The organism is Enterococcus sp. BWR-S5 (assembly GCF_016745255.1).
Classification (GTDB): domain Bacteria; phylum Bacillota; class Bacilli; order Lactobacillales; family Enterococcaceae; genus Enterococcus_L.
The window spans coordinates 1-14,515 of record NZ_JADOEQ010000014.1 but is presented as its reverse complement, the minus strand read 5'-3'; the positions used below and the strand labels follow the sequence as shown (position 1 = coordinate 14,515).

Here is a 14,515-nt window from a genome sequence, read left to right as displayed (position 1 = left end):
CTTACAAGCACAGCCTTGACATAAAACTAACCGAGCCTTCCTATTCATTCAATCCGGACAGCTAATCCATCCGATCTTTTGGATGAAAATAGTGTTTTCTGCATACCGGATAGTAGGCCTCATTGCCGCCAATCTGAACTTGATCGCCTTCATAAACCGGTTGACCGTTTATATAATGAAGATTCATTATTGCTTTTTTATGACAGAACCAACAGATTGTTTTCAATTCCTCAATTTTATCTGCATAAAGCAACAGATACTTAGAGCCTTCAAACAACTCATTTCGAAAATCATTTTTCAACCCAAACGCCATAACTGGGATATTCAACTCATCTACTACTGTCGCAAACTCAATGACATGGTGCTTACTCAAAAATTGAGATTCATCGACTAGGATACAATACGGCTGTACATCCAGTGCTTTGACTACATCATACACATTCGTATCTTCAAAAATAGGAATTGCTTCACGCTTCAGACCAATCCGACTGGAAACCATGCCGACACCATCTCGCGTATCAAGTCCACTTGTCATCAAAACAACAGGCTTATCCTGTTCTTCGTAATTATGTGCAACCTTTAAAATTTCGATTGTCTTTCCGCTATTCATTGCGCCATATTTAAAAAATAGTTGTGCCATCTCTCACTGTCACCTTTCATTTCGTTCCTTTCGTATTTTACTATAAAATCGAAGTTTTTTATAGTGGTAAATTCGAACAATAGGATAGTAAGAGATTTCTTTTGCTGAAAATTTTTAAAGTTTGCTCCTCAATCGAACAAAATAGAAGAGAGCAATCGACTTTATCATCGATTGCTCCCCTCTTTATTCAATGAAAAGGCCCCATTCAATTAGTTGCACCTCATTTATTCCATCTCAAAATCAAACACGCCTCTTTTTTTCGTACCAACAAAATAGCGTAAATCATACGCCGGCTTGCCTTGAGACATTGCTTCCAATATCTCTCTAAGCTCGGCTTCTGCATCTGCCCGTTCTTTATACCAGCCCAACGCAACAGTACTATCTCCCCAAAAGCTGTGGCCATCTATCCCCAGAAGCATTACCTCAGGATGATACTCTTTCTTCCCATAAACAGGAGACAAGCTGAACTTGTAAAAAGAAGACATTTTTCCATCAATCTTGCTGATAATAGTTATCTTGTTTCTACCTTCCAAACCAACAGATGCACTGTTCTCTTCCTTTAGTTGATTTCCCAACAGAAAATCGATAGATACCTCAAAATAGTTCGAAAACATTAATAGCTTATCAAAATCGGGTTGGGCCGTTCCATTCTCGTAACGTGAGATTGATTGGCGGGACACATCCAGCAGCTCTGACAACTCTTCTTGTGAGATTCCTTTTTTTGTCCTTAACTCTTTTAATTTTTCACTAAACATTTTTCTCCTCCGCTTTCATTCCTTCATCCATTTTATAGTAAGTAATTTCTCTAAAAGTTACAATAGCCGATTGGTTGCATCATCGCACGCTCTTGTTGCAAGCCTATTAAATCAATATCTTCAACGCCAACTTCCTTAATTCTTTGTCAGATGTCCTCTCCAATTTTTTTCATTACTATTCTAAAAATATCCTTTAGAGCTATACATCTTTTCTGCTTTTCTAAGTTGTTAATAATTTCCAGTGTTTTTCTTCGTTCCGTCGACACGTTTTTCTGCTATACTTTATCTATTGATATTGTAGGAGGCTTACCATGTTTTTCAGTCGTTTTCTCTGGCGTTCTCAGAAGAAAGTACGCCAGTTCATTCAGGAACATTTTTCTTCAATCCAAATCATTGTCAGCTATTATATTTTGATGACCATTATTTCACTAATTTTGTTTTATCTGCCTATTTTTAGAGTGCCCGGATCGAAGGTTCCGTTTTTAGATATGTTTTTTATGGCGGTCAGCACTGTTAGCGTGACTGGGTTGACAACCTTTGACATTCATACAGTTTTTAATGATCGAGGTATTGTTCTGCTTGAAGTTCTTTTTCAAGTCGGCGGTCTGGGAATCATGATGATTTCAACAGCCTTCATCATTTTATCCAAACGTAGAATTACATTGAAGCAGCGTCAGCTGATTATGACAGATATGAATCAGCCTAAATTAAGCGGAATTGTTCGCTTGATTCGGATTACTTTTTCCATCTTGCTATGGTTTCAAGTTATTTTCGGTGCATTCTTTTCTATCTATTTTTATTTCTCCGACTATTATGATAACTGGCGAGATGCCATTTTCTATGGTTTCTATCAATCGATTTCTGCCGTAACAAACTCAGGCTTTGATGTTACTGGTGATTCGATTATCCCTTTTGCCGATGACTATTTATTTTTAATTATCATGATGTTTTTGATTTTCATTGGCGGTATCGGTTTTCCGGTACTGATGGAGTTTCGAGAGTGGTTGTTTTTCAAAAAGAAAAAGCGCGGACTCCCATTTCGATTCTCTCTATTTAGTAAAATAGCGATCCTGGCCTTTGTCATTTTGTTTATTGGCGGCACGCTATTAATCTACTTATTGGAACGAAACCATCTCTTCGCAGATATGACCGAAACAAACCGGTGGATTACCTCCATGTTTTATTCGATGACAACCAGAAATGCCGGCTTACAGATTAATCAATTGAATGATTTTCAAGTAACCACACTGATTATTTTCTCAATGCTGATGTTTATCGGCTGTAGTCCTAGCTCTGTGGGTGGTGGTGTTCGTACAACAACAATTGCCATCATCGGACTGTATCTCTACTCATTCATCAAGAGTGAAGACAACGTCAACATCTTCGGTCGCCGAATTGATGATGATGATGTGCGAAAATCAGTTGTTGTCTTCATGCTCTCCTTACTTATGTGTTTCTTTTCCGTTGTCTTTCTATCCGCGACAGAAGACCATTCGTTGATTGCCATCATTGTGGAGGTCGCCTCTGCCTTTGGGACAACAGGACTGTCCCTTGGTATCACGGATGATTTGAGCAGTGTCGGGAAAATAATGATTTCCCTCTTAATGTTTATTGGTCGAATCGGTATGCTTTACACTCTGATGCTGTTTATTCCAAAAGAAACACGAGATTTAGGTTACGAATACCCTTCTGAAAAAATCATCATTGGATAACAAAAAGTAGTATTACGTCCAGCAGGTATGTCTTGATACCCTGCTGGATTTTTTTTGCATACTTTCCTCATCCTTAATATTTTCTTAACCAGCTAGCTGCATCAATCATTTTCAGCTCATCCCAATACGCTCAAGGTCTTGTTTACTCTTCGTTTCTCCTAATGAAAAAACAGACTGTCACCATCCGTTTTTGAAAGACAGACCGCTTTGTCACGCCTCTCTAATTATGGTATTATAGGTTGAGTTTAGTCCAAAGAACATGGATTGTTCACTCTAATAATGGAGGAGATATCATGGGCGTTAGAAGCCAACTAGCTATCCTGGCCGGAAAAACCTCACAGTGGGTATTGCAAACCTTTTTCAAAGGCGGAAGCAGCTATCCCGGACAGCTGGCATTAAAAATAGACCCTAAAATTTTAGATACATTAGCAAAAGATTATGAGATTGTTGTAGTAACCGGCACCAATGGTAAGACACTGACAACAGCACTTACAGTAAATATTCTGAAGCAGGAGTTCGATCACGTACTGACAAATCCAACAGGAGCCAATATGGCTCAAGGGATTGTTTCTACCTTTCTTTCTGCGAAAGCTAAAAAAGGGCAGAAAAAATTTGCCGTACTGGAAATCGATGAAGCAAGCTTGAGTACAGTCACCAAATATGTGAAGCCAAAGCTATTTTTATTTACCAACATTTTTCGAGATCAAATGGACCGTTATGGTGAGATTTATACGACCTATCGTTTGATTGTCGAAGGTGCAGCCGCTTCACCGGACGCACCGATTTTATGCAATGGTGATTCACCGATTTTTAATTCTGTGGATACTGTTAATCCAAGAAAATACTACGGCTTCAATCATCAGCCGGATCATGAACAGATGGCGCATTACAACACAGATGGCGTTCTTTGTCCTAAATGTCATCATATCCTGCACTACAAAATGATTACTTATGCGAATCTTGGTAAATATTATTGCCCAAACTGTGATTTCAAACGTCCTGAGTTGGATGTCCAACTAACGGAAGTAACAGCGATGGACAATGTTTCTGCTGAATTTGTAATTGACGGCGGTACCTATGATATTGCAGTAGGTGGAATGTATAACATCTATAATGCCCTTGCTGCAACAGCAGTCGCTGAGCATTATGGTGTCTCTAGGGAAAAAATCAAGGCCGGCTTAAGCTACGATGAAAAAGTCTTTGGCAGACAGGAAGTTATTCAAATTGGCGACAAGCGTTGTACCCTTGTACTCGTAAAAAATCCTGTTGGCCTAAACCAGGTGGTTGATATGATTGGGCTTTCACCCTATCCCTTCTCTCTAGTATCCTTACTGAATGCCAATTATGCAGATGGTATTGATGTCAGCTGGATTTGGGATGGTAATCATGAAGCCTTTGCCGAAATGGAAATCCCCGCAGTAATTGCCGGTGGTGACCGTCATAAGGATATGGCATTGCGCCTAAAGGTTGCCGGTATCTCTGAAGATAAACTGACTGAAATCGCTGACCTTGAAAAGGTGATTGACGCCATCAAGGAATTACCTACGGAAAACGTCTATATTTTAGCTACCTACACCGCTGTTTTACAGCTTCGAAAAGCATTAACAGCACAAGGATATATTCAAGGAGGAATGAATGGTGTCTAAAGAATTACGAGTTTGTCACCTTTATGGGAATCTATTGAATACTTATGGAGATAACGGCAACATGCTGATGCTGAAATATTTAGCAGAAAAAAATGGCATTGCCTTCCATTCAGAAATCGTGAGTATCTATGAACCTTTTGATCCCGACAAGTATGATTTGGTGTTCTTCGGCGGCGGTCAGGATTTTGAACAGCTGATTGTCTCTCAGGATATCCAATCAAAAAAAGAAGCTCTTACTCGCTATATTGAAGACGATGGGGTCATTTTAGCAATCTGTGGTGGGTATCAATTGCTTGGTCATTACTATATTGGTGCAGATGGTCAAAAAATCAAAGGCATCAGTGCAATGGACCATTACACACTCAGTCAAGAAAATAACCGTTACATTGGCGATATTGTTATTCATAACGAAGAATTTGACGAAACCTATTATGGCTTTGAAAACCATAACGGACGCACCTTCCTTGGTGAAGGCGAACGTCCACTGGGAAATGTTGTCGAAGGAAAAGGCAATAATGCGGAAGACGGCTCAGAAGGCGTTATCTATAAAAATGTTTTCGGCTCCTACTTCCACGGACCCATCCTATCCAGAAACGAAAACCTCGGCATGCGCCTAATCAACACCGCCATGGAAAGAAAATATGGGAAAGAATAAAAGCGGAGCGAGTCGGGAGCTCATGAGCGATATAGAGAACTGGCTCAGCGATGTCCTTTATCACTGAAGACAGTTCATCTTATCGCCGATTGAGCTGACTCGTGCAGCTGGATAAGAATAAAAGCGAAACAGCCTTGGGAACTTCTGAGTAACATAGGAACTTGGCTCAATGACCGCCCTTTGTCATTGACGACAAGTTATCTTATTACCGAGGAAGTTAGGCTGTGTAGCTAGATAATAGTAAAAGCGGAGCGAGTCGGGAGCTCATGAGCGATATAGAGAGCTGGCTCAGTGATGTCCTTTATCACTGAAGACAGTTCATCTTATCGTCGATTGAGCTGACTCGTGCAGCTGGATAAAAGTAAAAGCGGAATGAGCTTGGTCAGGCTTTAAGTAACCTGATAGGTACTACCCAGCATCCACTCGTTTCTCGTCATACTTCATAGCAATTAGGAAAGCCACACGAAGATGTCCATCATCTTCATGTGGCTTTATCTATTGTTTACCGATTTCCTCTTATTTACACCCTCTATATTGCAACTCTCTTGCTCCGCCTTTCATTGACAGCTTTGGTTCAGATTGCTACCATTAAAACAAAAAAAAATTTATTACTTTACGAAATGAGGATGTATATAAATGTTTGGATGGTTCAAGCAAGAAAAAAAGGCAAATAAACACGAGAATGAAGCGAAAGTCTCTCAACCGTCATATACCATCACACAACCTACTCCCTTTGGCTACAAATCCGTCTGGATTGCTGTTCATTCAGAATCAGCACTGGAAGTAGCAGAAGCTGTCAAAGCTTTGGGATTCGATAATTTCCAAGTCAATGAAAGCTATAACGGCTGGGTCTTTGTTCATGATGTAATCGATTCTGTCACTGATTTTTCTAAAGTTACTGCTATAAATGATGAAGCCGAAGATAGCAGTTCCTATTGGGCACTTCTAATAAAAAGTAATTGTGTTGATGAAAAAAATATTGCTGTATTAAAAGAACTTAGCAAAGCCTTTGGTTCTGTCTGCTTTTTTGTGAATCATCGGGTGTCCGATTGCTACGCTTGGGTTAAATGCGAAACAGGAGAAGTGACTCGCGCGTTTGAATTCATTGAGGGCTATGGAGTAACCATTGATATGGGCATACCAACAGAAGAGGAAGACAATCTATCTATTGATTATGGAGATTTCAATGCGATGAATGAAGCGGATGAAGAGGACAATGATTCTCCAAACGAAAATGATGTCATGGAAATCGCCGTGGCTTGGAGTTCACTTCCCGCACAATAAAATAGAAGACCTGCCGCAAATCTAATATCCTAGATTTACAGCAGGTCTTCTTCTGTTCTCTTTACTAAGCTTTTTCTCCCGGCTCTGAGGCAATGATTTTCAGGTCGCCTTCAATACGCCATTTTTCAATATCAGAAGGAAGAATAAAGCTATCACCCATTTTCAACTCGTAGCTGTCATTCTGAGCAGGATTTTCCTTCTCGATAATCAGACTTCCTGCGCCTTCAATAACTGTAGCCAACGTATATGGTGCTCCCTTTTTGAGCTTCAATGTTCCTTTGACCAACCACTCATAAACATTGAAAAATTCTGTTTTCAGATACGTCACGACAGCCGACTGATCTTGATTCTGTTGTTGAATCTGTAAGACCGGTGCTTTCGCAGGTACTGTTGTCACATCAATTGATTGCTGTAGATGCAGCTCTCTTGGATTTCCGCTATCATCAGTCCGATCATAATCGTACACTCTATAAGTTGTATCACTGCTTTGTTGTGTTTCCAAAATCATAATGCCTTTTCCAATGGCATGGATTGTTCCACTCGGTACATAGAAGAAGTCACCTTTTTTAACAGGCACTTTTGTCAGTAAATCCTCCCATTTTTCATCGTGGATCATTTCTGCCAACTCTTCACGAGTCTTTGCATGATGACCATAAATGATAGAAGCACCTGGTTCTGCATCAATGATATACCAGCATTCTGTTTTTCCAAGCTCCCCCTCATGCTTCAACCCATAGGTATCATCCGGATGAACCTGAACAGATAAATCATCTTCTGCATCAAGAATTTTAATCAACAGCGGAAAGACATCGCCGGGGGCATTGCCAAACAGCTCACGGTGTTCGCTCCAAAGCTCATCTAGCTTCTTACCTGCAAACTCTCCATTGATGACTGTTCCTACGCCGTGGGGATGTGCACTGATTGCCCAATCTTCCCCGATTTTGTCACTAGGAAGCTCGAAACCAAAAACGGTATGCAGACGATTGCCTCCCCAAATTTTTTCTTGAAAAACAGGTTTTAAAAACAGCGGTTGATTCATAGTGATTTTTACTCCTCCCGAAACTTGTATTCGTTTTCGTTTGATCAGTTTTTATACTTTGGCAGCTTTCGCTTTTTCCTCAAGATAAAGCTGAATGAGCTGATCTCTCTTTTCAATATACGCTGCCCGCTTATCTACAGGATGAACCCTGTTGGATAAAAATATAAATGCTTCTTGTGATAAAATATCCATCAGGATAAACGTTCCGGTATAGCCTGTATGAAACAAGTATACTGCTCCATCTACGCCCCTTTTCAAATCCCAACCAAGGGACCGAGGATGATTTCTCGCAAAGGAATGGTCTTCCAATAAGGAAAGCACTGTCATTTCCTGAAGAAAGGGTTTCCCTTTATAGATACCTTTATTCAAGTACATAGTGACAAATTTCACCAAATCTGTCAAGTTTGTAAACAAACCGGCATTGCCCGCATGCTCAGCTAAAACATACGCTTTAGGATCATGGGTCTGACCTCTGATTAATCCTCTTTGCTTATGCAGCTCTGTAGGAACCGTTAGAGCCGGCTTATCCGGTAGAAAACAACTATTTGTCATTTCAAGGGGAATAAGCACCCGCTCCTCAAAGATTTCAATCGCTGGTTTTTGCAGAAGCTCCTCCAGCATCAGCCCCAACAGAATTGTTCCAGTGTCTGTATATTTCGATTCAAGCCCCAGCTTATCACCGGCTGTTACCTGATGATACGCACGGATCAGTTCCTCTTGAGACAAAGCATCTCGATTCTCAATATACGTAGTAATATCTCCTGTATGAGTCAATAAATGACGAATCGTAATCCTTGAATCCTGAAATGACGGATAATAATCCTTAAGCGGTTTATCAAGAGAAATCCTTTTTTCCTCCATAAGCTGAAGCACGACCGTTGTTGTACAGATAACCTTAGTCAATGAAGCCACATCAAACCTGAGCGATTCTGTTAACCGCTCAGGTTTTGGAATAATCTGTGCCAATCCTTTCGTATGAACCTCCTGCTTTGCTCCCTTGATAAAGGCAAATGAAGCTCCGGGAAAAACACCCTCTTTTAAATACGCATCAATCAGCTCTTTTGTTTGTTCATACATCTCGTTCGTCCTCAAACTCTGTTTTTTGTAAACCACCATTCGATACCATTGATATCAAAAACAGTCAAAATAGATCGCTTATTATCAATAAAAAAGTCCTGTTTCTTTTGTTCCAAATGATACATCAGTTTTTCAATTTCTTCTTTTCCATCTAAATCGACAACAAAAAAATTCCACCCAAGGTCCGCTCTGCTCCCTAGATGCGCCTTCTCCAATAATTGAAAAACAACATTCTCGCTTCCCAAGCTTAAAGTCGTCTCATCAATACTGGTTAATCCTAACACCTGCTCATAGAATTCTTTGCTTGATTGAATATCCATTGTATTCAGACTGATTTGTACGACCGTTCCAGCCTCTGGTTCTTCCTCCTCAAGGCCGTCAACTTCTTCCGCCTTGATGATTGTGTCCTCTTTTTGCTCGTCTTCCTGCTGTCCCCTTTGATAATAGAACTCAATCTCATTCATTTCCGGATCAACGATAACAAGCTCTTGTTTATCCCCGTCAATTTCCTTTTTCTTGATAGGATAGCTATGCTCAGAAAACCGATTAACTATCCCCAACCATTCCTCTTCTGAAGATAAACAGACTGAAAAATGAACAGTAGAATGATCAAATGTCTCTCCTTCTTCTAAGATTAACACTTGATTTTTATTCTTACCTGAACTGAAAATCGACAACCCGTTCTCTTCACTTTTCAGAGTTAGACCAACAATATTTTTATAAAAATCAACCATTTTATAATTATCCTTGATTCTAAATGCAATCGTCTTCAAAGAGGCGTTGTCTGTTAATTGAAAATCCAACATAAATCTTCCCCCTTTCGCTCTGATATTCTACTCTATTGTATCATTTGTACCAAAATCAGCAACTAATATAGTTTGAATAACAGTGCTTTTCTTTAGCTAGACCAATTGCCTCTTTTAGCAAAGAAACAGCTGCATGACTTGGTCTCGGCTGTTACAGTATTTTTACATAAAAAAGACAAGGCAACTCTCAAATTGAAAATTGCTTTGTCCTCTACTAATCATTCCCATATATCGGATTTATTCACTCAAGCAGACATGTCTTTCAACTAATTACCTAAGCCTCTTGTTTAGACCCAGCCTGCTACCCTTCGGATATTGAAGGAAGTTTTTTGAGGCGCGTTACATCGACCTCATGAAAGTCTCGAATAATCTCATTGGCAGCCGTCAAATCCTGCGCCGGATATTCCGGATTTTCAAAGCCAATACAATACATGCCTGCAGCCTTTGCTGCGCGACTGCCGTTTTTCGTATCTTCAAATACAATACAATCTTTTGGCGACACAGCTAAAAGCTCGGCAGCCTTCAGAAAAACATCCGGTGCCGGCTTGGAATGAGCAACCTCTTCTCCACTGACAAGGAAATCAAAAAAGGAATCAAGCTCCAACTCTTTCATCGCGCGCTCAATTTCTGCCTTTGGAGAAGAAGAAGCAACTGCCAGCTTAAATCCGGCCTCAGACAACCCTTTTACCACCTCTTTAACATGAGGTATTTCTTTGATTCCATCTCGGTCAATCATTTCTTCTCTTCGCTCATTCATCTCCCGAATGTAGTCCTCTACCGTTAACGGCAATCCCAGCTCTTCCTTCATCTTTTTCCACATAAACTCAAATGTTGTTCCCATGAACTGATACTGATAGCTGATATCCTTTTCAAATCCTGCGTCCTTTAAAAGTGCTGTCTTTGACTCCAAAAAGGTATATTCAGAATCTACCAACACACCATCCATATCAAAAATTACGGCTTCCATAACACGCCTCCCACATCTTGTTATTTCTTATATATTCAAATTTTGGACTATTTATAGATGAAAGTAAATAGGCTCAATCAAACTATTTACTGTAAAACACAAGAATCTGTTTTTTCATACCAGTGAACCGCAAGTATTTTCTCAGCTGCTAAACTGCACTGTGAGTAAACAATATGCCTTTTTCCAGACTAGCGCCTTTTATGTTTTTTGCTGATAGCGCTCGACAATCTCCCTCAACTCTGACACCATCTGTTCAATCGACTGATCGCCGTTAATAATATGAACGTTAGGGTACTTTTGAAGCTGTTGCTTAATCGCCATATCCTTTTCGTAAATCGCACTGCGCTTTTGTATCGACTCTTCAGATTCATCTCTTTTTTTCAATCGTTTAAGGATATTTTCTTTGGATACATCTAAAAAAATTGGGATGACTTGATTGCCAAATGCTTGGCTGATTGATTCAAATCCCTTCAAAGTAAGCACATTGTACACACTATGCTTCTTTGCCTTCTCACTAATTTCTGTTCGGCCAACGCCATAATAATTGCCATCATACAAATCATATTCAATCAACTGATTGTCCGTAATAAGCTGTTCAAAATCATTCCGATTGATAAAGTAATAATCCACACCATTCTTTTCATTCCGGCGCCTTTTTCTTGTTGTAAAGGAAACAATCTTCTCTTCACGCGGAAAAACCTGCTCCGTCATCTTCGTCTTCCCTGAGCCGCTTGCCCCCATAATAATAAATATTGGATAACCCTTGCCCTCTTCAGTCATCTGCTCACGCCTCCTTGAACTTCTATGCTTCTATGCAGTCTATTTACTTACAGAATAGCTGTCTTTATATAAAACGTCTTTGGCTATTCTACTTTGCTTCATTCGTGAACTTTCTTAATCATAGCATTTTTTTACTCTCCCCGATATTATTTACACCAATCCTTTCACATAAGAAAAAAATTTTTATCAGGCATATAAATTGCTTCTCTTACTTTTTATTAGTAAAATGATAATGTTTCTATCTATATACTCTTGTCATTCACAAAAATTATATAGGAAAACACAAAATCAAAGGCTTCTGTTGTTTTCTTTTTCAGACTACAACATAAAAGACCTTGAGCTGATACGAAAAGGAGAATATACATGTCAAAATTATTAGTTGTTAAAGCACACCCACTCACAAAAGAGGAGTCACGTTCTGTACGCGCTCTGGATTCATTCTTGGAAGGATACAAGGAAACTCATGCAGAAGATCAAATCGATATTCTTGATGTCTATGCGGAATCAATTCCTGAAATTGACGAAGAGCTGCTTTCAGGCTGGAATGCCTTGCGTACCGGAGCAGAATTCACGAGCTTAAATGCTTCTCAACAAGAAAAAATTTCAAAGTTTAACGATCTTACAGAACAATTTATGGGATCAGATAAAGTTGTTATTGCGAATGCTCTTTGGAATTTGAATGTTCCTACACGCTTGAAAGCATGGATTGATACAATCAACGTTGCCGGTAAGACCTTCAAATATACAGAAGAAGGACCAAAAGGCTTAGCTGGAAATAAAACTGTTCTTCACATCCAATCTAATGGTGGGGTTTATGAAGGAAATGATTTCTCTTCCCAATATGTTAAAGGCATCTTGAACTTTATCGGTATCAGCGATGTTCAACAATTATTTATCGAAGGAATTGACTACGCTCCTGAACGTTCTGAAGAATTGATGAACAATGCGCTTGAAAAAGCAGCAAACCTTGGTAAAAACTTTTAATTACACAAAAAAGGAAGCGATCTGCATCGCTTCCTTTTTTATGTCTTCGTATCTGTTTGTTCCTCTTCCTCGTAATAGAGCGTGGAAACTTCTTTGTACCATTCGAATACATTTTTGATGACCACTTTGGCAGCCGCATATACTGGAATTCCCAGAATTACTCCGGCAACACCAAACAGTTTTCCAGAGGTCAGCAACACGAGTAAAATCGTGACTGGATGAACGTCCAGCTGACTCCCCAGTACTAACGGCGAAACAACTCTGCCTTCAATGGTTTGTTCGATAATAAAGACAATCAGCACTTTTATTAAAAGAACCGGTCCGCCAACAATACCAAGAAAGACCGCCGGAATCATTGCTAAGAACGACCCCAAATATGGAATCAGGTTCAAAAAGCCGGCAATAATCCCTAAAGTAATCGAATATTCCAGCCCAATTACTGAAAAACCGATAATGAACATAACTGCAACTGCGAAAGCAACAGTCAGCTGTCCTCTGATATAAGAAGAAACCTGCTCGTTCATTTCAGACAAGACAGTCAATGTTGGACGACGCATTTTATTTGGTAAGAACTTAATATAAAAGGGCGCCAGCTTTTTCCCATCCTTTAACAAGTAGAACAGGATAAACGGCATTGTAAAAACCGCCACTACAACGGAAGCTACTGCACCAAAAAAGCTTCCCAGCCCCTGTACAGTCGACGTTGATACATTCTTGATAATTTCACCTAGCGAATTGGTCAGCTTCTCTCCCATATCCTCTAGTGGTTCCCTCAGCTGTCCAAACAATGGATCGCTTAGTATCTCCTGTGTTTTACTGTCAATTGTCTCAATGTACCTAGGAAAATTATTGGCAAAGCTCAATATCTGACTGCGAATCTCAGGAACGATGACAACCACTCCCCAGACAATCAAAGCAATCACTGCCACAAACAAACCAATAATACTCCATGCTCGCGGTACCTTCTTTTTTTCCAAATAATCAACGATTGGATTCAATAAATAATACAGAATCCCTGCCATGATAATCGGCAGACCGACAACGCCAATAAACTGCCACACAGGCGTAAACAGATGTGATACCTTCGTAAAAATTAAAAGTATCAATAAAACCAGCAATACAATTAAAAGTGCGGTCACGACTTGATTGTTCAAAAACCAACGCCAGAACCACGAAAGCCGGCTTTCCTTTTTCTCCTGTTGCTTTTGAGACATCCTATCACTCTCCTCAGCTTATATATTCAATAATAGACCCTACCTTGACTGTTGGAACAGTCGTCGGTGATAGATAGATACCATTAACCACAGCATCTTCCTCAGGTACCTCTGAGAATACCAATGTAACATGAGAAATGCTGTTCAAATTGGCATTAGCAAAAGAACCAACATGTGTGACCTGATACACTGCATCATCAATTTTCAATTGAGCGCCGGTCTTTACATCCAATTCCCCAGATTCTTCAAATTTCTGAATCACTGAATATTCCCTCAGGCTATCCGTTGCACGTTCGCCAAAAAGAATAATCATCGGCTCTTTACCGTCAAGAGCATGCTTTCCAATTTCAGTAACAGTTGCTTTCATCTAATACTTCCTCCTCTAACATTCATTACTCCTGTTGTACCGCAGTCAAATCCTATTTCTTCTTATTCCCACAGCACAACTTGCTCACATAGGTGCTAACACCGATGAGCTTCTATTCATTACCTTTCTAACTGATGACTAAAGGGTAGAGACCATCGTTTTCAATAGACTTCCCTTGTTTTCATCATTTTTAGAAAGATAACAATTTTCTTTCTATGATACTTTTCATTATAACATAGAAAGTATTTTTCCCATGAGTAAATCCACCTCAAAATGGAAAAGCTGAACAGACTGATTAACTTCTGAGCAAAGCTTGTAAGAAGCTCTTTTCCGATGATTCTCCACTGACTATTGATTTCACAAGAGTCGCTTCCTCAAAAACTTTATAACACCTTCATAAAAAAAAGAACTATACTATCATCCGATGGATAATACCATAGTTCTTAGTCTTAGTGTTCAGATTAATGGGTCTATAATATTTTGTGTTGGTGGAAATTCCTAAAGGAAAACTCACTAACACTTTTTTGAGTGTTCAAACACAAAAAAGGAACAACTAACTGATAAAATGAAATCGACTAAAAACCAAATC

Annotated in this window: 14 protein-coding genes; 5 read left to right on the top strand and 9 right to left on the bottom strand. The window is 39.5% G+C overall.

What is annotated here, in order from left to right; translation table 11 throughout:
• Positions 1 to 61: 61 nt before the first annotated feature.
• Positions 62 to 640, bottom strand: coding sequence for a thymidine kinase (locus IW510_RS15200; RefSeq protein ID WP_202061090.1), 579 nt, complete (start codon positions 638 to 640; stop codon positions 62 to 64).
• 224 nt (positions 641 to 864) lie between these two features.
• Positions 865 to 1,395, bottom strand: a complete 531-nt coding sequence (locus IW510_RS15195; RefSeq protein WP_202061088.1) for a helix-turn-helix domain-containing protein — start codon at positions 1,393 to 1,395, stop codon at positions 865 to 867.
• Between the two features lie 311 nt (positions 1,396 to 1,706).
• Here IW510_RS15195 and IW510_RS15190 point away from each other — a divergent pair, with 311 nt between their 5' ends.
• The 4 genes from IW510_RS15190 (at position 1,707) to IW510_RS15175 (ending at position 6,692) form a co-directional block, all read left to right on the top strand.
• Positions 1,707 to 3,107 (top strand): TrkH family potassium uptake protein, encoded by a 1,401-nt coding sequence (locus IW510_RS15190; protein ID WP_202061086.1) that lies wholly within the window; start codon positions 1,707 to 1,709, stop codon positions 3,105 to 3,107.
• Positions 3,108 to 3,400: 293 nt separating this feature from the next.
• The gene (locus tag IW510_RS15185) at positions 3,401 to 4,753 is read left to right on the top strand and encodes a Mur ligase family protein (protein ID WP_202061084.1); all 1,353 of its coding nucleotides are present in this window, start codon (positions 3,401 to 3,403) and stop codon (positions 4,751 to 4,753) included.
• Positions 4,743 to 5,408 carry a type 1 glutamine amidotransferase gene (locus IW510_RS15180; RefSeq protein WP_202061082.1) on the top strand — a complete coding sequence of 222 codons (666 nt, stop codon included), beginning with the start codon at positions 4,743 to 4,745 and terminating at the stop codon, positions 5,406 to 5,408. The genes IW510_RS15185 and IW510_RS15180 overlap by 11 nt, the downstream gene beginning before the upstream one ends.
• Before the next feature lie 636 nt (positions 5,409 to 6,044).
• Positions 6,045 to 6,692 carry a hypothetical protein gene (locus IW510_RS15175; RefSeq protein WP_202061079.1) on the top strand — a complete coding sequence of 216 codons (648 nt, stop codon included), beginning with the start codon at positions 6,045 to 6,047 and terminating at the stop codon, positions 6,690 to 6,692.
• A 64-nt stretch (positions 6,693 to 6,756) separates the two neighbouring features.
• On the opposite strand, the gene manA is transcribed toward IW510_RS15175, so the two are convergent.
• From manA to IW510_RS15150, 5 genes are all read right to left on the bottom strand, one after another.
• The gene (manA, locus tag IW510_RS15170; protein WP_202061077.1) at positions 6,757 to 7,731 is read right to left on the bottom strand and encodes a mannose-6-phosphate isomerase, class I; all 975 of its coding nucleotides are present in this window, start codon (positions 7,729 to 7,731) and stop codon (positions 6,757 to 6,759) included.
• A gap of 51 nt (positions 7,732 to 7,782) precedes the next feature.
• A complete protein-coding gene (locus tag IW510_RS15165; protein WP_202061075.1) occupies positions 7,783 to 8,808 on the bottom strand; it encodes a serine hydrolase domain-containing protein in 1,026 nt (341 codons plus the stop codon).
• Between the two features lie 11 nt (positions 8,809 to 8,819).
• Positions 8,820 to 9,614 carry a VOC family protein gene (locus IW510_RS15160; RefSeq protein ID WP_202061073.1) on the bottom strand — a complete coding sequence of 265 codons (795 nt, stop codon included), beginning with the start codon at positions 9,612 to 9,614 and terminating at the stop codon, positions 8,820 to 8,822.
• A 301-nt stretch (positions 9,615 to 9,915) separates the two neighbouring features.
• Positions 9,916 to 10,581: an HAD family hydrolase gene (locus IW510_RS15155; RefSeq protein WP_202061071.1), complete on the bottom strand. Its 666-nt coding sequence runs from the start codon at positions 10,579 to 10,581 to the stop codon at positions 9,916 to 9,918.
• Positions 10,582 to 10,779: 198 nt separating this feature from the next.
• Positions 10,780 to 11,361 carry a guanylate kinase gene (locus IW510_RS15150; RefSeq protein WP_202061069.1) on the bottom strand — a complete coding sequence of 194 codons (582 nt, stop codon included), beginning with the start codon at positions 11,359 to 11,361 and terminating at the stop codon, positions 10,780 to 10,782.
• A gap of 363 nt (positions 11,362 to 11,724) precedes the next feature.
• Between IW510_RS15150 and IW510_RS15145 the strand changes: the two genes are divergently transcribed.
• Complete coding sequence (locus IW510_RS15145; RefSeq protein ID WP_202061066.1) at positions 11,725 to 12,345, top strand: FMN-dependent NADH-azoreductase; 621 nt, start codon at positions 11,725 to 11,727, stop codon at positions 12,343 to 12,345.
• Positions 12,346 to 12,383: 38 nt separating this feature from the next.
• On the opposite strand, the gene IW510_RS15140 is transcribed toward IW510_RS15145, so the two are convergent.
• Positions 12,384 to 13,559: an AI-2E family transporter gene (locus IW510_RS15140; protein WP_202061064.1), complete on the bottom strand. Its 1,176-nt coding sequence runs from the start codon at positions 13,557 to 13,559 to the stop codon at positions 12,384 to 12,386.
• A gap of 13 nt (positions 13,560 to 13,572) precedes the next feature.
• Positions 13,573 to 13,926: a PTS glucitol/sorbitol transporter subunit IIA gene (locus tag IW510_RS15135; RefSeq protein WP_202061062.1), complete on the bottom strand. Its 354-nt coding sequence runs from the start codon at positions 13,924 to 13,926 to the stop codon at positions 13,573 to 13,575.
• Positions 13,927 to 14,515: the final 589 nt, after the last annotated feature.

Coding starts and splice junctions, on each gene's coding strand:
- IW510_RS15155 (WP_202061071.1), bottom strand. CDS start 10,581: ATGGAAGCCGTAATTTTTGATATGGATGGTGTGTTGGTAGATTCTGAA.
- IW510_RS15145 (WP_202061066.1), top strand. CDS start 11,725: ATGTCAAAATTATTAGTTGTTAAAGCACACCCACTCACAAAAGAGGAG.
- IW510_RS15180 (WP_202061082.1), top strand. CDS start 4,743: ATGGTGTCTAAAGAATTACGAGTTTGTCACCTTTATGGGAATCTATTG.
- IW510_RS15195 (WP_202061088.1), bottom strand. CDS start 1,395: ATGTTTAGTGAAAAATTAAAAGAGTTAAGGACAAAAAAAGGAATCTCA.
- IW510_RS15160 (WP_202061073.1), bottom strand. CDS start 9,614: ATGTTGGATTTTCAATTAACAGACAACGCCTCTTTGAAGACGATTGCA.
- IW510_RS15175 (WP_202061079.1), top strand. CDS start 6,045: ATGTTTGGATGGTTCAAGCAAGAAAAAAAGGCAAATAAACACGAGAAT.
- IW510_RS15185 (WP_202061084.1), top strand. CDS start 3,401: ATGGGCGTTAGAAGCCAACTAGCTATCCTGGCCGGAAAAACCTCACAG.
- IW510_RS15150 (WP_202061069.1), bottom strand. CDS start 11,361: ATGACTGAAGAGGGCAAGGGTTATCCAATATTTATTATTATGGGGGCA.
- IW510_RS15165 (WP_202061075.1), bottom strand. CDS start 8,808: ATGTATGAACAAACAAAAGAGCTGATTGATGCGTATTTAAAAGAGGGT.
- IW510_RS15135 (WP_202061062.1), bottom strand. CDS start 13,926: ATGAAAGCAACTGTTACTGAAATTGGAAAGCATGCTCTTGACGGTAAA.
- manA (WP_202061077.1), bottom strand. CDS start 7,731: ATGAATCAACCGCTGTTTTTAAAACCTGTTTTTCAAGAAAAAATTTGG.
- IW510_RS15200 (WP_202061090.1), bottom strand. CDS start 640: ATGGCACAACTATTTTTTAAATATGGCGCAATGAATAGCGGAAAGACA.
- IW510_RS15140 (WP_202061064.1), bottom strand. CDS start 13,559: ATGTCTCAAAAGCAACAGGAGAAAAAGGAAAGCCGGCTTTCGTGGTTC.
- IW510_RS15190 (WP_202061086.1), top strand. CDS start 1,707: ATGTTTTTCAGTCGTTTTCTCTGGCGTTCTCAGAAGAAAGTACGCCAG.